Annotated in this window: 14 protein-coding genes and 3 pseudogenes; 3 read left to right on the top strand and 14 right to left on the bottom strand. The window is 74.2% G+C overall.

Translation table 11 applies throughout. The annotated features are described in order from the left end of the window. Positions 1 to 21: 21 nt before the first annotated feature. From QE416_RS12315 to QE416_RS12285, 7 genes and pseudogenes are all read right to left on the bottom strand, one after another. Positions 22 to 4,752: a condensation domain-containing protein gene (locus QE416_RS12315; RefSeq protein ID WP_307316601.1), complete on the bottom strand. Its 4,731-nt coding sequence runs from the start codon at positions 4,750 to 4,752 to the stop codon at positions 22 to 24. Then, positions 4,745 to 8,122: an amino acid adenylation domain-containing protein gene (locus QE416_RS12310; protein WP_307316598.1), complete on the bottom strand. Its 3,378-nt coding sequence runs from the start codon at positions 8,120 to 8,122 to the stop codon at positions 4,745 to 4,747. The genes QE416_RS12315 and QE416_RS12310 overlap by 8 nt, the downstream gene beginning before the upstream one ends. Before the next feature lie 8 nt (positions 8,123 to 8,130). Beyond that, positions 8,131 to 8,949: a 4'-phosphopantetheinyl transferase superfamily protein gene (locus QE416_RS12305; protein ID WP_307316597.1), complete on the bottom strand. Its 819-nt coding sequence runs from the start codon at positions 8,947 to 8,949 to the stop codon at positions 8,131 to 8,133. Then, positions 8,946 to 9,713 carry a thioesterase II family protein gene (locus tag QE416_RS12300; RefSeq protein ID WP_307316594.1) on the bottom strand — a complete coding sequence of 256 codons (768 nt, stop codon included), beginning with the start codon at positions 9,711 to 9,713 and terminating at the stop codon, positions 8,946 to 8,948. Before QE416_RS12300 ends, QE416_RS12305 begins: the two co-directional genes overlap by 4 nt. Further along, positions 9,710 to 11,383 (bottom strand): (2,3-dihydroxybenzoyl)adenylate synthase, encoded by a 1,674-nt coding sequence (locus QE416_RS12295; protein ID WP_307316593.1) that lies wholly within the window; start codon positions 11,381 to 11,383, stop codon positions 9,710 to 9,712. Before QE416_RS12295 ends, QE416_RS12300 begins: the two co-directional genes overlap by 4 nt. A gap of 67 nt (positions 11,384 to 11,450) precedes the next feature. Continuing rightward, positions 11,451 to 11,495: pseudogene (locus tag QE416_RS12290) on the bottom strand (hypothetical protein); the annotation flags it as partial. A gap of 75 nt (positions 11,496 to 11,570) precedes the next feature. Beyond that, a complete protein-coding gene (locus tag QE416_RS12285) occupies positions 11,571 to 12,584 on the bottom strand; it encodes an ABC transporter substrate-binding protein (protein ID WP_307316591.1) in 1,014 nt (337 codons plus the stop codon). Between the two features lie 148 nt (positions 12,585 to 12,732). Between QE416_RS12285 and QE416_RS12280 the strand changes: the two genes are divergently transcribed. Beyond that, a complete protein-coding gene (locus QE416_RS12280) occupies positions 12,733 to 13,548 on the top strand; it encodes a siderophore-interacting protein (RefSeq protein ID WP_307316588.1) in 816 nt (271 codons plus the stop codon). Here QE416_RS12280 and QE416_RS12275 read toward each other — a convergent pair. The 5 genes and pseudogenes from QE416_RS12275 to QE416_RS12255 form a co-directional block, all read right to left on the bottom strand. Next, entirely contained in the window at positions 13,479 to 14,915 is a 1,437-nt protein-coding gene (locus QE416_RS12275; protein ID WP_373458883.1) for an isochorismate synthase MenF, read from the bottom strand. The two genes, QE416_RS12280 and QE416_RS12275, sit on opposite strands and share 70 nt — an antisense overlap. Then, positions 14,828 to 15,070: pseudogene (locus QE416_RS16505) on the bottom strand (hypothetical protein); the annotation flags it as partial. The gene QE416_RS12275 and the pseudogene QE416_RS16505, both read right to left, overlap by 88 nt. Next, a pseudogene (locus QE416_RS12265) lies at positions 14,958 to 15,491 on the bottom strand (SDR family NAD(P)-dependent oxidoreductase); the annotation flags it as partial. The pseudogenes QE416_RS12265 and QE416_RS16505, both read right to left, overlap by 113 nt. Beyond that, complete coding sequence (locus QE416_RS12260) at positions 15,488 to 16,801, bottom strand: lysine N(6)-hydroxylase/L-ornithine N(5)-oxygenase family protein (RefSeq protein ID WP_307316586.1); 1,314 nt, start codon at positions 16,799 to 16,801, stop codon at positions 15,488 to 15,490. The gene QE416_RS12260 and the pseudogene QE416_RS12265, both read right to left, overlap by 4 nt. After that, on the bottom strand, positions 16,798 to 17,448 hold the full coding sequence (locus QE416_RS12255) for an isochorismatase family protein (RefSeq protein ID WP_307316584.1): 651 nt from the start codon (positions 17,446 to 17,448) through the stop codon (positions 16,798 to 16,800). Before QE416_RS12255 ends, QE416_RS12260 begins: the two co-directional genes overlap by 4 nt. Positions 17,449 to 17,610: 162 nt before the next feature. On the opposite strand from QE416_RS12255, the gene QE416_RS12250 reads away from it, so the two are divergent. Then, the gene (locus QE416_RS12250; RefSeq protein ID WP_307316582.1) at positions 17,611 to 18,651 is read left to right on the top strand and encodes an iron ABC transporter permease; all 1,041 of its coding nucleotides are present in this window, start codon (positions 17,611 to 17,613) and stop codon (positions 18,649 to 18,651) included. Between the two features lie 120 nt (positions 18,652 to 18,771). After that, complete coding sequence (locus QE416_RS12245; protein ID WP_307316580.1) at positions 18,772 to 19,839, top strand: iron chelate uptake ABC transporter family permease subunit; 1,068 nt, start codon at positions 18,772 to 18,774, stop codon at positions 19,837 to 19,839. Between the two features lie 201 nt (positions 19,840 to 20,040). On the opposite strand, the gene QE416_RS12240 is transcribed toward QE416_RS12245, so the two are convergent. Further along, the gene (locus tag QE416_RS12240; RefSeq protein ID WP_307316577.1) at positions 20,041 to 20,847 is read right to left on the bottom strand and encodes an RNA methyltransferase; all 807 of its coding nucleotides are present in this window, start codon (positions 20,845 to 20,847) and stop codon (positions 20,041 to 20,043) included. A 152-nt stretch (positions 20,848 to 20,999) separates the two neighbouring features. Next, positions 21,000 to 22,202 carry an amidohydrolase family protein gene (locus QE416_RS12235; RefSeq protein WP_307316574.1) on the bottom strand — a complete coding sequence of 401 codons (1,203 nt, stop codon included), beginning with the start codon at positions 22,200 to 22,202 and terminating at the stop codon, positions 21,000 to 21,002. Positions 22,203 to 22,224 lie beyond the last annotated feature (22 nt).

Genomic DNA, 22,224 nt, shown 5'->3' with positions numbered 1-22,224 from the left:
GCGGGGTCACGACGCCCGCGATCATCGGGGGTCCCCCACCAGAGCGGCGAGGAGTTCGGGGCTGAGCCCGGAGGCCGACAGCGGGGTGCTCTCGGTCGCGGTCGCGGCGGTCTCGGCGGGCCGGAGCGCACGCGCGAGCTCGACGAGCACCGGGTGCGCGAACACCTGGCGCGGGGCGGCGGCGAGACCGCGCTCCCGGAGGCGCGCGACGAACGCGATCGATGAGATGCTGTCGCCGCCGAGGGCGAAGAACGACGCCTCGGGCGAGGGATCGGGGATGCCGAGCGCCTCGGCCGCGCACGCGAGGACCGCGTTCAGGGTGTCGATGTCGGGATCGGTTCCCGCGCCCGCGGCGGCGGGAACGGAACCCGCCGCAGCCCCCGCCCCGGAACCGCGGACGGGTTCGGCATCCGGAGCACTCGACTCGGTCGGCCGCGCCTCGCCGCGCGGGATCGGGAGGTCGGCGAGGGTCGCGGTTTCGTCGGAGTCGGCCAGCGCGCCGATGACGGCCAGCAGCCGTTCGGCGAGACGGGCGACCGTGCGCGAGTCGAACAGCGCGGTGCGGAACGCGATTCCGCCGCGCAAGCCCTCGGCGTCGTCGATGAACTCGAACGACAACTCGAACTTCGCGTGCGTGCGCTCGGGCTCGGCGATCTCGTAGGCGATCTCGCCGCCCGGGTGCGGGAGCGTGCCGCGCAGCTCTCCCCCGCTGTGCAGCTGCACCATCGTCGTGGCGAGGGGGCTCAGGCCGGTCGAGCGGTCGGGACCGACCGCGAGCACGACGTTCTCGAACGGCACCGTCTCGTGCTCGAGCGCGTCGACGAGGGTCTCGCGCGCCGAGACCACGAGAGCGTCGAGCGACGTGTCGGCCGAAACCCGATGCCGCAGCACGACCGTGTTGGCGAGCATGCCCACCATTTCGGACGTGCGCTCGTCGCGGCCCGCCACGGGAACGGCGACGAGGACGTCGTCGCTCTCGCCGAGGCGGGCGATCGTGGCGACGACCGCGGCCTCGAGCACCACGAACAGGCTCGAGCGGGTGCGCCGGGCGACGCCGCGCAAGCCCGCGGCGGCTCCGGCGGCGATCGTGAACGCGTGCCACCCGCCGTCGGCCGGGGCGAGGGGATCGGGCGCGCGATCGGCGGCGAGGGGCAGCCCCGCGGGCGCGTCGGCGAGCCGCGCGCGCCAGAACGCCAGGGACGCGTCTGTGTCGGCGCGTTCCGTGACCAGGTCGAGCGGCGAGGGCGCGGGGGTCGACCATGCCGGCGCGCGCCCGGCGGCGCGCGCGTCGTAGGCGGTGGCGAGATCGCGCAACAGGATGCCGGTGGACCACTCGTCGGCGACGAGATGGTGCAGCAGCAGACCCAGCGACCGACCGTCGTCAGTGTGCACCGCGCGCACCCCGATCTCACGGTCGAGGTCGAAGCCGCGACGGAGGTCCTCGGCATCCGTCGACCACCAGGCGAGGTCGTCGAGCCGGTGCGTCGGCACCACGCGCTGCCGGGGGGTGCCGTCGACGACATCCACCAGGACGCGCAGCCCCTCGTGGCGCACGAGCACGTCGCGGACGGCTGCCCGGAGCGCGGCGGGATCGGGAGCACTGGTGAAGCGCAGCACGTACGGGATGGCGTAGCCGAGACCGCCGTCGTCGAAGCGGTCGAGGAACCAGATGCCGCGCTGCTGCGGGAGCAGCGCAACCGCGTCGGCGCGCGTGGCCGCACCGGACTCCTCCGTTTCGGCGGAACGCGGCGTACCGGGGGGGGCGGGAGCGTCGGCGCGGGCGGCCCCCGATCTCGCCGTCACGGGCTCACCCGCCACCGCACCGAGCGCCCGCGCGGTGGGGTGGGCGAAGAAGTCGCCGATGCGCAGGCCGTCGATACCGCGCGCGCGAAGGGTGGCGATGACGCGGGTGGCCAGCAAGGAGTGTCCGCCGGCGTCGAAGAAGTCGTCGTCGGGACCCAGGTCGAAAGCTTCCAGGGCACCGCGGAACGCCTCGAGCACGGCATCCGCCCGCTCGCTGAGCTCGGCGTCTGCAGACACCGTCGCGGTGCGTACCGGGGCCGAGGCGTCGACGACCCCCGTCGCGACAGATGCCGGTCGCAGCAGCAGGACGTCGCGCAGCAGACGCCCGGCGGGCTCGTCCCCCTCCGCGGTCGCGAGGGCCTCGACGGCCGTGCACAGCGCGTCGAGCACCGTGCGCGCCGCCGTCTCGGAGACGTCGGACGACCACGTCACCTCCACCGCGGGCGTCGTACCTTCGCGGAGGGCGATGGTGATCCCCGGCTCGGTCGCCAGCGGCGGCAGCTCGATCTCGCGGGCCGCGGCGCCGCCGATGCGGGCGGAGCCGAGCACGTCGCCGACGCCGACGAGCAAGAACCCGGCGCGCTCGCGCAGCGCGGGCTGCGTGCGGCGGATCAGCTCGATGGGAACGACGCCCCCGGCCGTCGCCGTGCGCACCGCCTCGACGGTGCGGGCGGTCAACGACGCCACCGTGTCGTCGCCGCGCACCCCGAGCCGCAGCGGCACGAGATTGCCTCGCGCGCCCACGGCGTGCGCTCCCATGCCCTCGACGTCGAGGACGGGCAGGTCGATGACGCCATCGGTGCGCCCCGTGGCCGCCGTCAGCACCGCCGCCGCGGCCACCGCGAGCGTGTGCAGTCCACCGGCTCCGGTGCGGGCGCCCGCCTCGGCGAGCCGCGGCAGCTCGGCGCGCAGGCGCCGGATGCCGTGCGCCTCGGCCCCGACCGGTGTCGGCTCCGCCATAGAGCGACGCCAGGCCGCGGGGAGCGTCAGCGGCACCGCGCCGTCGAGCACCGCACGCCACCGCTCGAGCACGGGTGCACTGCCCGTCCCCCGCAGCCAGCGCACCTTCTCGGCGGCGAAGCGCCGGTAGGCGCCCCGATCGATGGCGGGGGCGTCGCCGTCGTAATGAGCGCTCAGCCGGGCGAAGAACGGATGCCAGGAGGCATCGTCGAGGGCGATGTGGTGCCCCACGATCCCGAGCACGAGTCCGGGTCGACGGGCGTCGTCCACGCCGGTGTGGGCCTCCCCGGAGGTTCCTCCTCCGGTGGCGCCCGCAGCAGTGCCCCGACCGCGGGTGTCCCCGGAGCCGGTGTCGATGAGCGAGACACGCAGCGGAGCCTCGGTGGCGAGGTCGAAGGCCACGCGCGCGCGGCCCACGACGTACGCGCGCACCTCGTCGGGGGCGAGCGCGATCCGCTCGACGTGGACCGCGTCGGCGGACAGCTCCCGCGGGCGTACGCCGCCCTCCACGGCATCCCAGACGGTGCGCAGTGCCGGGAAGTCCTCGATCGTGCGGCGCAGCGCCGTGGCGAGCCGATCGGCGTCGACGTCGCCGTCGAACCGCACGGCGAGGGCGACGGCGCCCGTCGCCGCGTACGGGTCGAGTTCGTGCAGGAGCCACATACGCTCCTCCGAGGGCGAGGCGACCACTTCGTCGACCGATGCCGGAGCGGCAGCGGTGGCGATCCCCCGCGCTTTCAGCAGGGCGTCCATGCGGGCGCGCTTCGCGCCGCTCAAGAGCGACGACGCGCGCACGGCGGGCCGCGGACGACCCACTGCGTCGAGGCGCCGGGACACGGCATCCAGGATCTCGCCCGCCGTCTCGAGCGCGAGGGCGTCGACGGCGACGTCGGCGGTGAGCACGAGGGCACCGTCGCTCTCACCGAGTCGGATGTCGAGCACGACCTGGGGCGTCGCCGTCCATGAGGCGACCGGGGCGGGGGTAGCGGGCCAGGCGAGGCCGTTGGTGACGACGACCGGGCAGGCGACCGCCGTGCGGTCGCGTCGGGCCAGAGCGGTGGCGACCGCGGGGCCGTCGGGTCCGTCGAGGCGAGCGAACAGCTCGGCCTGCAGCACCCGGGCGCTGCTGACGGCGTCGGCCGGATCGGCTCCGGCGCCCACGACGACGAAGCCGGCGAACGGCCCCACCGGCGCATCTTCGCCGCCCCCCGCGGTCGGCACCGACAGCCGCACCGGGCCACCGGATCGCGCGGCGAGCTCGTCGCCGATCGCACCCGCGGCGACGGAGTGCGCCGACAGGCCCGCCGCTCCGCCTGCGAGCACCGCTCGCCGCCAGATCGCCGCGTCGACGACCCGAGAGGTCCGCTCGGTGCGGATCGGTCCCAGGCCGTCGAGGGCCGCGCGCCAGGGCAGACGGGGAGCCGCGGGCAGGTCGTCGGCCGCGCGCTGCGCCCGGTCGGCGTCGGCGCCCGCAGGGAACGCGCGCAGAGCGTCGAGCAGCCCCGTCGGTGCGGGCGGCAGGGAGAGCGTCGGGTCGGCCAGCAGACGCCGAGCCTCGGAGATGACGCGTGCGAGGCCCTGCCCGTCGAGGGCGAGCGCGTCGGAGCACAGCACCACCGCGTCGCGGTCGTCGCGGCGCACGTGCACGACCTCGACCAGCGCGTCGAGGGGCCGAGGTGCGGTCCGCAGCTCCGCCAGCAGATCGACGAAGGCGTCGTCGCCGCGTCCGTGCAGGTCGACCACCCGCAGCACGTCCGCCTCGGGCGCGACGCTCTGCGTTCCCGCCGCCGCGTCGATCCGCAGTCGCAGCGCCTCGTGACGGGCGACCAGGGATGCCACGACCTCGCGTAGCCGATCGGCATCGACGTCGCTCTCCCAGACGCGCACGTCGAGCATCCCGGTCGCCCCGAGGGGAGCCGCGCCGTCGCGCGCGGCGAGGTACGCCCGCTGCAGCGGGGTGAGGGGTGCGGAGTTTCCGTGCTCAGACATCGGCGCCCTCCGTCACGAGCTCGACGAGCAGTTCGGCGACGACGTGCACGTCGTCGCCGCCGCGATCGGCGAGCACGGCGGCGAGCCGGCGAGGCGTGCGCGCCTCGAACAGCTCGGCGACCGTGAGGTCGCTCACCCGCAGCTCGTCGCGCAGGGCTGCGACGCACGCGACGGCGCGCACCGAGTCGCCGCCGATGCGGAAGAAGTCGTCGTCGGCGCTCAGATCGGCCGTTCCGACCACCTCGGCCATGACCAGGGCCACGGCGCGCTCGAGCGGCGTCTCGTCGGACGCGGCCGCCGTGGGCATCGCCGCGCGCGCGGCCCCCTCGGCCAGAGCGGCGCGGTCGATCTTGCCGTTGACGGTCAGCGGCAGGCGGTCCACGAGCACGATGACCTCGGGCAGCATGTACGCCGGCAGGCGTTCCGCGAAAGCGGCGCGGATGCCCCGCTCGTCGACGACCGCGCCGGCTCGGCGCGCCACGGTGACCGCGAGCACTCCCGACCGCACGGGCAGCAGCGACGCGATCGCGCGATCGACGCCGGGCACGCCGTCGAGAGCGCGCTCGATCTCGCCCAGCTCGATACGGTATCCGCGCAGCTGGATCTGGTGGTCGCGGCGCCCGTGGAACTCGATCACCCCGTCGGGGCGGTAGCTCGCCAGATCGCCGGTGCGATACCACCGCACCCCCTCGTGCAGGACGAAGCGGTCGCTGGTGCGCTCGGGGTCGCGGCGGTAGCCGCGCGCCACGCCCGCTCCCCCGATCCACAGCTCGCCGACGACGTGTTCGGGGCAGTCCTCGCCGCGCTCGTTGACGACGCGGCAGCGGACGCCCGCCATCGGAACGCCGTACGGGACGACGGCCTCGGGGTGGTCGGCATCCGGTTCGTGAACGGTCGAGTGGATCGCCGTCTCGGTCGTGCCGCCGAGTCCGGCGAAGCGCACGCCGGGCACGCGCGCAGCGAAGGCCGCGGCTGTCGAGCCGGGTACCCAGTCGCCCCCGGTGATCACGGTGCGAACGCTCGCGAGCTGATCGTCGGATGCCGCATCCAGCAGCATCCGCAGCAGGGCGGGCGCCGCGTTGACCACCGTGACACCGTGCCGCTCGATGAGCTCGGCCCACGCGAAAGCGTCGCCCGTGTCGGAGGCCTCGGGCATGACCACCGAGCCGTCGAGGGCGAGCGGGGCGAACAGGTCGTACACCGACAGGTCGAACTGCAGCGACGACAGCGCGATCGTGCGCTCGTCTCCGGTGAGGCCGAAGTGCGCGGCGATCGCGTCGATCGTCGCCGCCGCCGCGGAGTGCGGCACCTCGACGCCCTTCGGCTCGCCCGTCGACCCCGAGGTGAACAGGACGTAGGCGATCGCCGACGGCTCGACCGGCACGGGGGCGGCGAGGGGGACGGAATCCCCCGCAACCGCGAGCACCGGCACGTCGACGCCCTCGGCCGCGCCCACGAGCGCCTGGGCGCCGGAGCGCGCGAGGATGCGGTCGCGGCGGGCGGCGGGATCGTCGACGTTGATCGGCACGTAGGCCGCCCCCGCCGCGAGCACGCCGAGCACCGCGATCGCCTGGTCGACGCCCTTGGGCAGGCGCACCGCGACCGTGTCGCCCGCGCGGACGCCGATCGCGGCGAGACGCGCCGCGAGGGTGAGGGCCTTCTCCGCGAGCTCGCCGGCGGTGAGGGTGCCGCGCGCGGAGCGGACGACGATGCCGTCGGGGTGCGAGCGGGCGCGGGTGAAGAACGCGTCGTGCAGGGTGCGGGCGGCGGGTGCGGGCACGTCGTGCGCGGTGCGCCGCTCGAGCTGCCCCGCCGGGAGGGGAACGGCGCCGTCGCCGTGGTCGATCACGGCGTCGACGAGGTCGATGAACGCGCGGAACATGTCGGCGATCACTCCGGGCGGGAAGGCGTCGCGGCGCACGTCCCAGTTGACGAGCATCCCCTCGGCGACGTCCACCACCTGCGCGTCGAGCTCGACCTGCGGTCCCTGCGAGATGATCCACGACGGCGTGCCGAACACGCCGAGCACCCGCTCCGAGAACAGCCGGCCGAGGTTGAGGCCCGAGGTGAACACGATCGGGGCGAGCACGGGTTCGCCGGCTGCACGGCCGAGGTCGCGCAGCACATCGAGCCCGCCGTACGCGGCGTGGTCGACGGCCGCGTGCAACTGGCTCTGCAGCCGCCGGGCGCGCTCGGCGAACGACTCCGGAGCGGTGTGGTCGACGGCCAGGAGCACCGAGTTGGTGAAGTCGCCGACGAGGTCATCGACGTCGGGCACGACGGGCGCGCGCGTGAAGAGCGGCACGTTCAGGAGGAACCGCTGCTGGGTCGACCAGCGCGCCACGACCTCGGCGAAGGCGGTGGCGAGCACGACCGACGGCGTCACCCCGAGGCTCCGGGCGCGCGCGGCGAGGGCGTCGGCTCGGTCGTGGTCGAAGGTCTCGGCGAGGCGGACGCTCGCGTGCGGGTCGGGCCGGTCGCCCTCCGCCCGCGCCGGGAGCGCCGGGGCACCGGGGAACGTCGGCACCCGCTCGGCCCACCAGGCCCGGTCGCGCTCGCGGGCCGCGGGGTCGCCCTCGACGGCGAGGTATTCGCGGTAGCCGGGGTGGGCGGGAACGCCGAGCACGGCATCGTCGTCGTAGGCGCGAGCGAGGTCTTCGAGGATGCGACGGTAGCTCTGCGCGTCGGCGGCGAGCATGTCGACGTCGACGTGCAGCCGCGTGCGCCCGGCGGGCAAGAGGGTCAGGGCCACCTGGACGACCTGGCCGTCGACCACGTCGAGCATCTGGTGCGATCGTTCGTCGCGCAGACGCTCCAGCTCGCGAGCGACCCCGGCGTCGTCGAGGTCACGCAGGTCGTCGACCCGCACCGTCGACGACACCGCTCCCGCGGGAACGATCCACTGCATCGCGTCGTCGGTGAAGGCCGCGCGCAGCATCGGGTGGCGTGTGACGAGCGCCGTCACCGCGCGCGAGAGACGGCCGGGGTCGATGCCGTGGCCGTCGAATTCGACGTAGAGGTGCGCGGCGACCCCGCCCAGCCGATGCTGCGTCTGCCGGCCGCTCCAGTAGGCGTGCTGCATGGGCGCGAGCGCGAAGCGGGGGTCGTCGTGCACGGCGGCGCGTGCCACCTCGCGCGAGACGGGTGCGCCGGCCCCGGCGAGAAGGCGCTCCCACGCGGCGACGGTCGGGGTGGCGGCCAGCGCGCCGAAGCCCACCTCGGCGCCTTCGGCCCGCCATCGCTCGACGAGGCGGATGATGGCGAGCGAGTGCAGTCCGTGCATGAGCAGGTCGTCGTCGGGCTCGATCTCGTGCGCGGCGATGCCCACCTGGGCGGCGATCTCGGCGGTGATGCGGGTGCGGTCGAACACGGTTCTCCTCAGACTCCAACGGGAACGGAAAGACGGATGCCGACGCCCTCGGCGCCGACGTTCGCGGGGGCGCCCGCGAAAGGGGCAAGACGGATGCCGATGCCCTCGGCGCCGGGAACGAGGTCACCGGCGTCGACGGCCTCGGAAAAGAACGGGAGCATGCCGACGCCCGCGGGGACCGCCGCGTGGCGCCCGGTGTGGGCGCGCACCGCCCGGGCGCCGCGCGGGGCTTCGTCGCGCACGGCGAGGGCGCCCGGCAGTCCCCCGACATCGAGGTCGACGAGCTCCAGCCGAGCCGCGGGGTCGAGAGCACACGTCACGACGGCCGGCGCCGCGTCGGCGGGGGCGAGGGTGAGGGCCTCGGGCTCGGCGACGAGGCCGGTGCCGAGGCACTTCACGACCGCTTCGCGGCGCACCCACGCCCGCGCGAGCGTCGCCGCGTCCCAGCCGCTCCGCGGACGTTCGCGGACGGGGAGGTAGTCGGCGACGGCGTCGTTCGCCGCACCGATCCCCGCCTCGACGTCCACGCCCACGTCGCCCTCGGGTCGGTACGCCACGAGCACCACGCCGCCGGAGTGGGCGATCGAGATCCCCCCGGCGGCATCCGGAGTCGACGGCATGCCGGCGCGCGGGTCACCCGGCGGGCGTACGTCGATCGTCACGTCGGCGGGGCCCCTGCCGGTGGCCGCGGCGACGAGCGCCCGCGCGAGCACGCGGCCGGTGGTGAACTCGGCCGCGCGAGCCGGGCGCATCGCCCTCAGACGCTCGCGCTCGCGGTCGCTCAGCCACGGGTGCCCCGGTGCGAGCACGCGGGCGGCGACGATCACGCGCCCACCGCCGTGCGGATGCGCGACAGCAGCAGCTCGGGGTGGTCGAGGAGGGCGAAGTGTCTTCCCTCCAGCACGAGCGTTCCGTGATCGATCGCGCCGGCCTGCAGTAACGGCATCCACCCGCGGACCGCGACGGGACCGGCGACGGGGTCGTCCCGCCCGGCGACGGTGAGCAGTCCCCCGGCGCGCAACGGACCGCGCTCGGCGTCGGCGGCTGCGCCCGGGCGGTCGAACTCGGCCGCGGCGGTGAGGTCACCGCGAAGGGCCCGGATCGCGAGCGTCAGGAACGGCTCGTCGCCGAGCAGCACCTCGGGGGTGCCGCCCAGACGACGCAGCCACGCGCGCCACGCCTCGCGGTCGTCGTCGGCGGGGAGGCGTCCGCCGCGTCGTCGTCCCGGTGCGGGGCGACCCGACAGCACGAGGAGATCGACCGGGATCAGGGCCGACAGCGCCGCCGCGAGCGACGCGCCGAAGCTGTGCCCGAGCAGCACCGTGGGGATGCCGTCGGACGTCAGCTGTCCGAGCACGCCCGCGAACGCCGCGACGAACTCCGGGTACGAGGTGAGCGGCTCCTCGGCGATGCGGGTCTCGTGGCCGGGGTACTGCAGGGCGACGATGTGCGGCGGGTCGGCGAGACCGGCGCCGAGGCGCGCGTAGGCACCGGCCGATCCGCCCGCGTGCGGCAGGCACACGAGCCGCCACGCGGCGTCGGCTGAACCGCTCACTCGCGCGATCGCGCCGAGGTCGATCGTGCGGGTCACCGTGCGGCCCTCTCGGGCGTACGCTGGCGCACCTTGCTCACCTTGCCCACGCCCGTGGTCGGAAACGCCGCGACGAACTCGATCGTGTCGGGCAGCTTGAAACGCGCCACGCCCCGATCCGCGAGGAACCGGCGCAGCTCGATCGCCCGCGGGGCGCGGTCGAGGTCGCGACGCGGGATGACATAGGCGGCGATGCGCTCGCCGAGGGTGTCGTCGGGCACGCCCACGACCGACACGTCGTGCACGACGGGGTGGCCGAGCAGGAGGTTCTCCAGCTCTTCGGGCGCGACCTTCTCGCCGCCGCGGTTGATCTGGTCCTTCGCGCGCCCCACGACGCGGACGTACCCCCGCTCGTCGACCGAGACGAGATCGCCCGTGCGGTAGAAGCCGTCGGCCGTGAAAGAGGCGCGGTTGACCGCTTCGTCGGCGAGGTACGCGCGGATCGTGTACGGCCCGCGCGTCAGCAGATGCCCCGGTGTTCCCGTCGGCACCGGCTGATCGTGATCGTCGACGACGCGTACCTCGTCGTCGGCCGAGATCGGTCGCCCCTGGGTGGTGACGATCGTCTCCTCGTCGTCGTCGAGGCGCGTGTAGTTGACGAGACCCTCGGCCATGCCGAACACCTGCTGCAGCGTGCACCCCAGCTCGGGTCGAACCCGCCGGGCGACGGCCTCGCTGAGCTTCGCCCCGCCCACCTGGATCGTGCGCAGCGACCGCAGTCGCTCGCCGTGCGCGGCATCGAGCCAGGCGATCAGCAGCGGCGGCACGAGCGCGACGGTGGTCACGCCATGCCGCTCGATGAGGGGGAAGGCGATGTCGGGGCTCGGCGCGGGACACATGACCACCGATGCGCCGACGGCGATCGCGCCCAGGATGCCGGGTGAGCTCATCGTGAAGTTGTGGGACGCGGGTAGGGCGACGAGCATCACGCTGTTCTCGTCGAGTCCGCAGATCACGGCGCTCTCGCGTACGGAGTAGAGGTAGTCGTCGTGCGTGCGTGGGATGAGCTTCGGCCCGCCCGTGGTCCCACCCGACAGCTGCAGGAAGGCGATGGCATCCGGTCGCGACGGGCTCTCGCGGCGCTCGGCGGGCGCGGGGGCGTCGAGATCAGCGGATGCCACGAGCAGCACGCGCACGCCCGCGGGAGCGCCGCGTCGGGCGATGTCGGCGTAGTCGGCGTCGGCGGGACGACCGAGGGTGAGGATCGCGCGCGCGGCCGAGCGGGTCGCGACGTCGGCGAGCTCGTGCTCGCGGTGGGCGGGGAGCGCGAAGACGGGCAGCGCCCCGACGAGGGCGAGCGCGAACACCGCGACGGGGTGCTCGGCGACGTTCGGCAGGAAGAGCACGATCCGATCCCCCGGGCGGATGCCGTCGGCAGCGAGCCGCTCGGCGAGGGCCCGTGCGGCGCGGTCGAGTCCGCGGTAGTCGAGCACGCGATCGCCGTCGATCACCGCGGGGCGCGCGCCGTGGCGCGCGACGGTCTGCTCGAGCAGCCCGGTGAAGGTCTGACCGATCCAGTACCCGCGTGCGCGATACGCGACGGCGACGTCGTCGGGGTACGGGCGCACAGCGCGCAGGGCGTGCTCCACGCGCAGCGACGCCGGGCGCAGGTCGGTCCAGGCGTCGTCGACGACGCGCAGCGCGTCGGGGCGCGGCAGCGGCTCGGTCACGGGGGTCCACCCGGCTGGCAGGGGCGGGTCCCACCGGCCAGAGCGAGTGCTGGCCCTCGTCGTTGACCAGCACGTGGAAACGGGCGTCGGGGTCGTCGAAGGGATTCGGCATCGGGGGGGGAACCTTTGTGTGGAAAGCGAGGAGGGAAGGGTCGTGGCGGGCGCGGGGCCCGCCACGACCGGTGCGTCAGGAGCCCGTGATCGCGCTGAGCGCGTACGAGGCGTTCAGCGGCGACGGGTTGCGCAGCGCCGCGATCTGCACCATCGACAGGTCGACGAGGTGACCGTCCTTGACGGCCGTGAGCGTCGGGAAGACGGCGCTGCTCTGCCACGCGGTCTTGACGTCGGGGCTGAGGAAGGCGACGTACATGCGGTCGGCATCTGCCTTGTCGACGGTCTCGAACGACAGGCCCGCGGCTCCCGAGCCGTCATCGAGCGCGGGAAGGGCGGCCGCGGTCGGGCTGAACGTCATGCCCAGGGCGTCGAAGGCGCGGACGCTGCCGTCTTCGGCGTCGTTGACGACCTTGAGGGCGTTGGGCGTGGCGAGCGAGAGCGTGTAGGTGAGCCCCTTCAGCTCGGGGTGGCTCTCCCCCGCCTCGGCGAACGTGGCCGTGTCGGCGTCGATGAGCGGCTGCACGGCATCGGTCTTGCCGAGCGCCTCGGCGATGAGCGGCGCCTCGACCTTCCAGTCGAGGTGGTGGATGTTCTTCGCGCTCGGGCCCACGACCGGAGCGATGGCCGAGAGGCCGGCGTAGTTGGCTTCGAGGTCGACGTACGAGGTCGCGACGATCAGGTCGGGGTGCAGCGCCGCGATGGCCTCGAGGTCGAGGGGCGCGCGGTCGGCCCCGGCGGCGGCGGTCTGGATGAGCGCGGGGGTCGTGGTGAGCTTCGGGGCGAGCCACGGAGCGATGCCGGATTTGTCGAACGGGAACGCGGAGGTCGCGACGGGCTCGACGCCCAGCGCCGTGACGATGTCGGCCTCCATCCAGCCGAGGGTCACCACGCGCTCCGGGGCCGCGGGGATGGTCGCTTCGCCGTAGGCGTGGTCGACCGTGACGGGGAACCCGCCCGAGGTGGCTGCGGGCGTGCTGCCGGCATCGGGCGTGCCCGTGGCGCAGCCCGACAGCAGCGCAACGCTGACCGCGAGAGCGGCGGCCGCGGCGGCCGCTCGGGCCGGACGGAGGAAGCGGGCGAGAGACATGGAACTCCTTACGGGTGGTGAGCTGTGGAGGGGGCGGGATGCCGCAGGTCGGCGAGCACGCCCCGACATAGGTTAGCCTAACCTAACCATCTGTGACGCCCGCTTCTCGTGGCGTCGAGGAAACCGGCCGCCCACCGAGAGGATCCCCATGAGCCGCAGCCTGCGCCTGACCGAGAACCAGCGCGACGTGATCGCCCACCCGGCCCATGCGCACGGGCTCGCGGACGAGATCTCTCTCGTGCGGGATGCCGCGGAGATCTCGCCGATCGTCACGCGCGTGACGATCGATCTGGGCGGCACGCCCGACGCGGCGGAGTGGGCGAAGCCGAACACGGCGATCCGCATCGAGGTCCCCGCGCTCGACGACGACACCGCGCTCGTGTCGCGCGTGTACACCGTCCGCCGCTTCGAGGCGCCGCGCACGATCGAGGTCGACGTCGTGCGGCACGGTCACCGCACCCCGATGACGGCGTGGCTCGCCGGCATCCGCCCCGGTGACAGCGTGCGCGTGATCGGTCCGCGCACGCACCTGCTGCCCGCCCACGACGGGCGCCCGATCGAGCTCGTCGCCGACGACTCCGCGCTTGCGGCCGTAGCCTCGATCCTCGCGGCGTGGCCCGCGGGCAGCCGCGGACGCGTCCGCACGACGAGCCGAGACGACGTGGTGCTGGCGCAGCTGCCGCCCGCGCCCGACGTGTCGGTCGAGCGCATCGCCGATGTCGACGCCGTCGAGGCCCCGGTCGGCGCCGTGCTGTGGGCCGCCGGGGAACGCGACGCCATGCGGGCGCTGCGCGCGCGGTGCCTCGCCGCCGGCATGGACAAGGCCGACCTGCGCGTCTTCAGCTACTGGAAGCAGGGCGTGAGCAACAGCGTCATCGACGCCAAGCGCCTCGATCACTTCGCCGCGCTCCTGAAGGCGACCGGCTCGACCGACGGCGCCGACGACTTCGACATCGACATCTGAGACACCGGTGTCCGAGCCCCCGGCTCCGAAGATGCGGGCGCCGAAGCCCCCCGCACCGCAGACACCGACATCTGAGCCACCGGCTCCGCGGCCCCGAGCGCGCGCAGAAGGGTGCGGAACTTCGCGCCCGTCTCCTCGATCTCGCGCTCGGGCTCGGAGTCGGCCACGATCCCCGCGCCCGCGAAGAGCCGGATCGTGCGTCCGGCGATCTCGGCGCTGCGGATGCCGAGGGCCCACTCCCCGTCGCCCGCGGCGTCGGTCCAGCCGACGGGCCCCGCGAACGGTCCGCGCGGGACCGGCTCGAGCGCCTCGATCGCCGCGACCGCGTCCGCCGTGGGCACCCCGCCGACGGCCGGGGTAGGATGAAGGGCGAGAGCCAGCTCGGCGGAGGTGACCGTCGGGTCGTCGAGCACACCCTCGATCGTCGTCCCGAGGTGCCACATCGTCGGCGTCGCGACGACGTCGGGGCGATCGGGCACGCGTAGGCTGCGGCAGAACGGGCCGAGGGCGGCCGCGATCGCGTCGACGACGAAGCGGTGCTCGCCGAGGTCTTTCGTCGAGGTGGCCAGAGCCGCGGCCCGCGCCCGATCGACCTCGGGATCGGCGCTGCGCGGCAGGGAGCCCGCGAGCGGGACGCTGCGCACCGCCGTTCCCACCCGGCGGATCAACAGTTCGGGGCTCGCGCCGAAGAATACGCACGGCTCGGCGGTGGTACCGAGGTCGAAGGCGAAGCCGAACGCGGTCGGGTTCGCGTCGAACAGCGCCTGTACGAGAGCGGCGCGCGGCACGTCGGGCGGAAGATCGGCGACGAGGGTGCGCGCGAGCACGACCTTTTCGAGCCGCCCTGCGCGCAGGGCGTCGAGCGCCTCGTCGACGAGCGCGCCGAAGACGTGCGCCTCCGGCTCGGGCACGAAGCGCAGACCGACGTCGCGCGGCGCGGTGGCGGCCACGGCGGTGCGCGCCTGCACACCCTCGCGCAGCGTGTCGGTCGTCGCGACGCGTGCCGGAACGATGAGGTGCGCGTCGCGTGAGGGGTCGAAGCCGAGCGAACCCAGCACGAGGGGCACCCCGTCGTCGTGAGCGGCCGCGATGCGCTGCAGCACCGGGCCCGTGGCATCCGCTCGCCGACGCCCGAAGGCGACGACCGTCCGCTTGCTGCCGCGGTAGATCGCCGAGGCGCCACCGGGGAGGGGGGCGAGGGCGCTCATGCTCCGAGCCCCGCTCCCCCGTCGACCGTGAGCGTCTGCATCGTCACGTGCCGGGCGTCGTCCGACACCAGGAATCCGACCACCCGGGCGATGTCCACCGGGTCGGCGATCCGCCCCAGCGGGATGCCGAGCCGGAACGCCTCGGCGTCTCCCGGCCACCACACTGTCGCGACCGGCGCCGGTGATCGCGTGGAAGTCGCGCTGCATCGCGGTGTCGGTGGATCCGGGAGCGACGATGTTGCACCGGATGCCGAGAGCCGACGCCTCGAGTCCGAGGGTGCGCACGAGGGCGTTCGCGGCTGCCTTCGAGGCACCGTAGGCGGCCATGCCCGCGCGCGGGATCGCCGCGGCGTTGGAGGTGACGGCGACGAACGATCCACCGCCCGCCTCGACCAGGTGCGGCATCGCCGCGCGCGCGAGGGCGAGCACGCCCCCGGCGTTGACGCGGACGAGATCGAGCAGGTCGTCGATCGAGGTCTCCAGCGCGGATGCCACGTGGAACACGCCCGCCACGCTCACGGCTCCCACGAGCGGACCGAGCCGGTCGCGGGCCTCGGCGACGGCCTCCCCCAGGGCGGCCTCGTCGGTGACGTCGGCGACCAGCGGGATCACGCCTTCGACGATCTCGGGCCGTGCGCGATCGATCGCCGCGACCGAGAGACCCCGGGCAGCCAGATCGGCGACGACCGCGCGACCGATGCCGCCCGCCGCTCCCGTGACGACGACCGCGCTCATGAGACGCCGTTTCCGACGAGGGCGTCGGCGAGCGCATCCCGGTGACCGAGGGTCGCCGCGCGTCGTGCGTCGAGCGAGTCCGCGATCTCGCCGGCGCGCACCGCGACCGCCGACAGCAGCGACGACGTGAGACCGTGCGAGTGCTCGGTGCCGCCCTGCAGATACACGGCGGGCGCGAACGCGTCGTCGGTGCGCAGGCGATAGTCGCGTTCGACGATCACCCGGCCCTGCTCGTCGCGCGCGAATCGCGAGGCGAGCGCTGGCAGAAGGTCGTCGACCGAGACGGGCTCGTAGCCGGTGGCGAACACGACGGCGTCGACCTCGATCTCGCGGGTCGTGCCGCGCGACTCGTCGCGGATGGTCAGGGCGACCCCGTCGGGGCCGTCGACGACGCGTTCGACGCAGCTGACGTTCTCGATGTGCAGCCGCCGACTGCCCTGCACCAGCTCGGAGTACTCCCGGCGGTACAGCTCCTCGATGAGGTCGAGATCGACGACGGAGTAGTTCGTGTTGGCGTGCACGCGCAGCAGTCGCTCGCGGATGTCGGCGGGGGCGCCGTGGAACTCATCGATCGTCGCCGGGTCGAAGATGCGGTTGGCGTAGGGGCTGTCGTCGGCGGGCGCGAACCCGAAGCGCCCGAAGATCGCGTGCACCGCGGCATCCGGATACCCGGCGTGCAGATACTCGACGATCTCGGCCGCGCTCTGGCCGGCTCCCACGACCGCGAACCGACGATGGGCGGATGCCGGGAGCGCGGCGAGCGCGGACAGGAACGCGTCGGAGTGCCAGACGCGCGGAGAGGGCTCGACGCCGCGGGGCAGGCGCGGGCGCAGGCCCGCTCCGACGACCACGCTGTCGGCCTCGACGCTCTCGCGGACGCCGTCGCGCACGATGTCGACGGCGAGGAGGTCGACCCGGTCGCCTTCGCCCACGGGGCGCACCTCGATCACCTCGGTGCCGTAGTCGCATACGGGGGCGAGGCGCGCGGCGGCCCATTGCAGGTAGTCGTGGAATTCGAGGCGGGTGGGGAACGACGTCTTCAGGTTGATGTAGTCGATCAGGCGCCCCTGCTCGTGCAGGTAGTTGACGAAGCTGAAGGAGCTCCGCGGGTCGCGGAGGGTCACGAGGTCTTTGAGGTGGTTGACCTGCAGCGTCGCGCCGGGCAGCAGCATGTCGCGGTGCCATCCGAAGCACTCCTGGCGCTCGAAGAACCGCATCCGGCCGGTGTCGCCGCGTTCCTCGAGCGCGATGGCGAGGGCGAGGTTGGAGGGACCGAAGCCGATGCCGACGGCGTCGTAGCGCGCGGTCATCGGGGAACCGCCGCCACGGCGCCGGCGAGCGCCCGCGACGCCTGGTCGGCGGTGGTGACGACGCCGCAGCGGCGGGCGACGTACGACAGCGCCATCTCGTGGTCGTCCCGCGAGAAGTCGGCGACGGCGTCGGCGACGAGGAACGCCTGCCGGTCGCCCATGAACGCGCTCGCCGCGGTCATGAGGCACCCGATGTGCGCGTACACGCCGGTGATGATGATCTGGTCGCGGCCGAGGTCGGCGAGCAGGTCTTCGAGGCCCGAGCGGACGAACGCGTCGTACCGCCACTTGGTGAGGCGGTGGTCGTGCGCGCGCGGTTCGAGTTCGGCGACGATGCGCTCGCCGTCGCCGCTCGGCACGCCGGCGCCCCAGAGGTCGAGCTGCAGCCCGCGTTCGATCGGTGACTGCCCGCCGGGCTGGGCCGTATAGACGACGGGAACGCCCGCGGCGTCGGCGACCTCGCGCAGGCTCTGGATCGCCGCGACCGCGGGGGCGAAGGGCTCGGCGCCGCGCACGAACGCGCCGGCGAAGTGCTCCTGCATGTCGTGCACGAGCAGCACGCTGCGCTCCGGATCGATGCGCCAGTCCAGCGTCGACGCGGGGATCTCGGTCGGCGCGGTGTAGGGCCGGATGCGGGGAAGAGCCATGGGCACCCTCTCGTCTCGGGTCGGCTGCGGTCGGTGCAGCTGGGGGGACGGCCCTCCGATCGGGGGCCGGGGCGGCTCGTCGATGCGAGCCAGCGCCCGAGTAAGTAAAGTTAGGCTAACCAAACTTTGTCAAGCATGCCCCGGTCGAGAGGACCCCGCGACATGACGCTCTTCCGCGTGCCCGAACGACGGGACGTCGGGATGCCGCGCCTGCAGCGCCGACGCCGGGCGGCGATCCCGCTGCTCGGCGCGATGCTGCTCGTCGCCGTGGCACTGAGCCTGGCTCTGGGGGGGCGGGAGATCTCCTTCACGTCCCTGATGGACGCCGTCTTCTCGCCGAGCACCTCCGACCAATCCGCCGTGGTGTGGGGACTCCGTGCGCCGCGCACCGCGGTCGGAATCCTCGCCGGGGCTGGTTTCGCCGTCGCGGGAGCCCTCATCCAGGCCGTCTCTCGCAACCCGCTCGCCGAGCCCGGGATCGTCGGGGTGAGCGCCGGCGCCGGTTTCGCCGTCACGGTCGCCGCCGCGGCGTGGGGCGTCGCCTCGCCCTCCGCCGTGGCGGGCGTGGCCTTCGCGGGAGCACTGGTCACCACGGCCGTCGTCCTGGCGATCGGGCGCACCGGCCGCCCGGGCGGTTCGGCGCGCATGCTGCTGGCCGGGGTCGCGATCGCGGCGATCCTCGGCGGCCTGTCGACGGGCATCGCCCTACGCGACACCTCGGCCTTCACCGCCGTGCGCAACTGGGCGCTCGGCTCGATCGTGGCGACGGGCTACGACCAGGCGCAGGTCATGGGCCTCGTCATCGCGGCCGGGGTGGTGCTGGCGTTCGCGTGCGCCCCGGGGCTCAACGCTCTCGCCCTCGGCGACGAACTCGCCACCTCGCTCGGCACCCGCGCGGCGTGGGTCCGCGGCGCCGGCGTCGTCGCGATCGCCCTGACCGCCGGTGGGGCGACGGCTCTGACAGGCGGGATCGTCTTCCTGGGCCTCATGGTGCCGCACGCGATGCGCTTGATCGTCGGCCCCGACCAGCGGTGGATCCTGGCGACATCGCTGCTGGCCGGACCCGCGCTCGTGCTCGTCGCCGACGTCATCGGACGTCTCGTCGCCGCACCCGGGGAGATCCCCGTGGGCGTGGTCGTCGCGGTCGTCGGGGCGCCGGTGCTCATCGCGATGGTCCGCCGCCGGGAGGTGAGCGGACTGTGAACGCGATCGCCACGCCGCCCCCCATCATGACGCTCCCCCGCCGGGAGGTGAGCGGACTGTGAACGCGGTCGCCGCGACGCCCCCCATCATGACGCTCCGCCGTCGGGAGGTGAGCGGACTGTGACGCTCGCTCCCCCGCCGTCCTCACGCGAGGGCGAGCCGACCGCCGCCCCCGCCGCACGGCATCCCGCCATCCGGCCCCGCGGCGCACGGCGCCGTGTCGTGGTGGTCACGACCGCGCTGTTCCTCGCCGCCGTCGTGCTCGCGGTCCTGTCCCTGACGCTCGGGAAGTACCCCATCGCTCCCGACCGCCTCCTCGCCGTGGTCCTGGGCACCGGCAGCGACTTCGAGCGACTCGTGCTCGTCGAGTGGCGTCTGCCGACGGCGATCGCCGCGGTCGTGTTCGGCGCCGCCCTGGGACTCGCGGGCGCGATCGTCCAGCGCCTCACCCGCAACCCCCTCGGCTCCCCCGACCTCGTCGGCATCGACGTGGGCGCCTTCACGGGCGTGGCGATCGCGATGATCCTGCTCGGCGCCAAGGGCTTCTGGTCGGTAGCCGCCGCGGCGTCCCTCGGCGGTCTGCTCACGGCCGCGCTCGTGACGGTGCTCGCGTATCGGGGCGGGCTGTCGACGTTCCGCCTCATCGTCGTCGGCATCGCGGTGGCCGCGGCGCTCGGGTCCGTCAACGCCTACCTCCTTACCCGCGCCGACGTGGGCGACGCGATGTCGGTCGGTCTCTGGGGCGCAGGCTCGCTCGACCGGGTGTCGTGGCAGAGCCTCGGGCCGAGCATGGTGATCCTCGTGCTCGTCGGCGCCGCCGCGCTGCTCACCACCCGGTCGCTGCGCAGCCTCGATCTCGGCGACGACGTCGCCACCGCTCACGGCGTCGCGGTCGTGCGTTTGCGTCTGACGCTGATCGCTCTCGCCGTCGTCTTGACCGCGGTCGTGACCGCCGACACCGGTCCGCTCGCGTTCGTCGCACTCGCGGCTCCCCACGTCGCCCGGCGCCTCGCTCCCGGCACGGGGCTCATCCCGGCGATCGGCGCCGGAGCGTTCCTCCTCGCCTCCGCGCAGCTCGTCGCGCTCGTGCTGGGTCTCGCGGGTATCGCTGCTCCCGTGGGTCTGGTCACCCTCTCGCTCGGCGGCGCGTACCTGCTGACGCTGCTCGTCGGTGTGCGGCGGCGGTGACTGGCGGGACGACGGGTCGAGACGCCGCCCTGTGCGTGCGCGCGTGCACCGACGCTCTCGGCGCACGGCCGGAGCTGCTCGACGACCGAGGCCACGACCCGTGGACGGGCGCAGCCCGCGGCGTTTCGTCGGGCGGTCACGCCGTGGTTGACCGACCTCCCGCGGAGACGGCGGCCCGCGGAGTCGGCCGCCGCGTCTCGTTCAGCGCCGCCCGCGCCCCAGCTCCCACAGGGCCACCGCGCTCGCCGCGGCGACGTTGAGAGAGTCCACTCCCCCGGCCATCGGGATCGTCACCACGGTGTCGGCCGCGTCCAGCGCGCGGCGTGAAAGCCCGTCGCCCTCGGCCCCCATCAGCAGGGCGACGCGCTCGTGCCCCGCCGCCGAGAAGTCGTCGAGGGTGACCGCGTCGTCCGACAGCGCGAGGGCCGCGAGATGCAGCCCCGCATCGCGCAGCAGGGGGGCGGCCTCCGACCATTCGGGCAGTCGCGTCCACGGCACCTGGAACACCGTCCCCATGCTCACGCGCACACTCCGGCGGTACAGGGGGTCGGCGCAGCGGGGCGTGACGAGCACGGCATCCGCACCGAGTGCCGCCGCCGAACGGAAAGCCGCCCCGATATTCGTATGGTCGACGATGTCCTCGAGCACGACGACGAGCCGCGCGTCTCTCACGACCTCTTCGACGGATGCCAGCGCCGGACGATGCATGGACGCCAAGAGCCCCCGGTGCACCGTGTACCCCGTGATCCGCTCCGCCGTCTCGGACGAGACGACGTAGATCTCGGCATCCTCTCCGACGAGGGCGAGGGCGTCGGCGAGGAACTTGTCCTGCACGAGCACGGAGCGCGGACGGTGCCCCGCGCGGAGGGCGCGGTCGAGCACCTTCGAGGACTCGGCGATGTAGAGCCCGCCCGCGGGCTCGGTCACCCGGCGCAGCGACACATCGGTGAGGTCGCGGTAGTCGGCGAGGCGCGGGTCGTCGGCGGAGTCGAGAGGGATGACGGGCATCGTCCCATCGTGCCAGCCGAGCCGCACTCCGGCCGCGCCCGCCCCCGCCGAGTGTCCACGACACACCGCGACCCCGCGGGCCGTGGCGGCGTGTCGTGGAAACCCGACCGGCGAGCAGGCCTCGACGCGGGATGGACGCTACCGCGCGCGCCTCACGCGACGTGCAGCACACTCCCGCCCGCGACGACGAGCATCCGCTCGGGCACGCGCACCAGAGCGTCGAGCGGGTTCTCGGCCTCGACGAGCACGATGTCGGCGCGCGCGCCCTCGACGAGGTCGTGCACCTCGCGCCCCACGGCCCAGGCGCCCGCGCTGGTCGCCAGCCGCATCACGCGCAGCAGGTCCTCATCGCGCGCGAGGCCCGCCGCGCGGGCGTACTGCCACGCGATGCCCAGGGTGTCACCGGTGCCGTAGGGGCTCCACAGATCCCGGATGCCGTCCGTGCCGAACGCGAAGCGCACGCCGGCCGCGTCGAGCTCGGCGAGGGGCAGCTGCGGCACGCGGAGCGGGGCGACCGTGGTCATCGTGACCCCGACCTCGGCCATGGCCGCGAGCAGGTCGCGGCGACGCGCCGGGTCGAGCTGCGCGACGGCGAAGCCGTGGGCGACGTTCACGCGGCCCGCGAGCCCGAGACGCGCGGCGCGGTCCACGAGCAGCTCGATCTGGAACGCGCCGAGCTCGGCGGGGTCGTGCAGGTGGATGTCGATTCCCGCGCCCGTGTCGGCGGCGAGCTCGGCGATCGCGTCGATCTGCCCCACCGGGTCGCGGTCGATGGTGGCGGGGTCCAGCCCGCCGATCCACTCGACGCTCGGGCGGGTCGCTGCCTCGCGCAGAAGGTCGAGGACACCGGGGCGACGGAGGATTCCGTCCTGCGGGAAGGCGACGATGCGCACGTCGAGCGCCCCCTGATAGGCGGCGGCGGCTTCGTCGACCGCGTCGATGCCGCGCAGGCCGAGCTCGGCGTCGACGTCGACGTGGGTGCGGATCGCGGTGGTGCCGTGGCGGACGAGCTCGCGCAGCACGTACGCGGAGCGCTCGAGAGAGGGGATGCCGAGGCGATCGCGCTCGGCGCGTTCGTGCCGGATGCGCCCCTCGGTGCTCCCCTCACCGCCGTAGGACTGCCAGGGCAGTCCCCACCACGACTTGTCGAGGTGGGCGTGGGCGTTCACGAGGCCCGGCAGCGCCAGCAGACCCCGTCCATCGAACTCGCGCACCCCGATCGGGGCGGTCCCGGCGGGGGTGATCGCGGTGATGACCCCGTCGGCCATCGCGATGTCGACGGGATCGCCACCCCAGGGCCGCACACGGCGGAGGCAGGTGATCTCGAGCATGGCGGGTGGGGGGAGAGCGCTCATCCCTCCAGTATCGACGCCACAG

The sequence above is a fragment of the Microbacterium sp. SORGH_AS_0421 genome (assembly GCF_030818635.1).
Classification (GTDB): Bacteria; Actinomycetota; Actinomycetes; order Actinomycetales; family Microbacteriaceae; genus Microbacterium.
The sequence above is the reverse complement of the archived record's forward strand: the minus strand, read 5'-3'. Positions and strand labels throughout refer to the sequence as shown.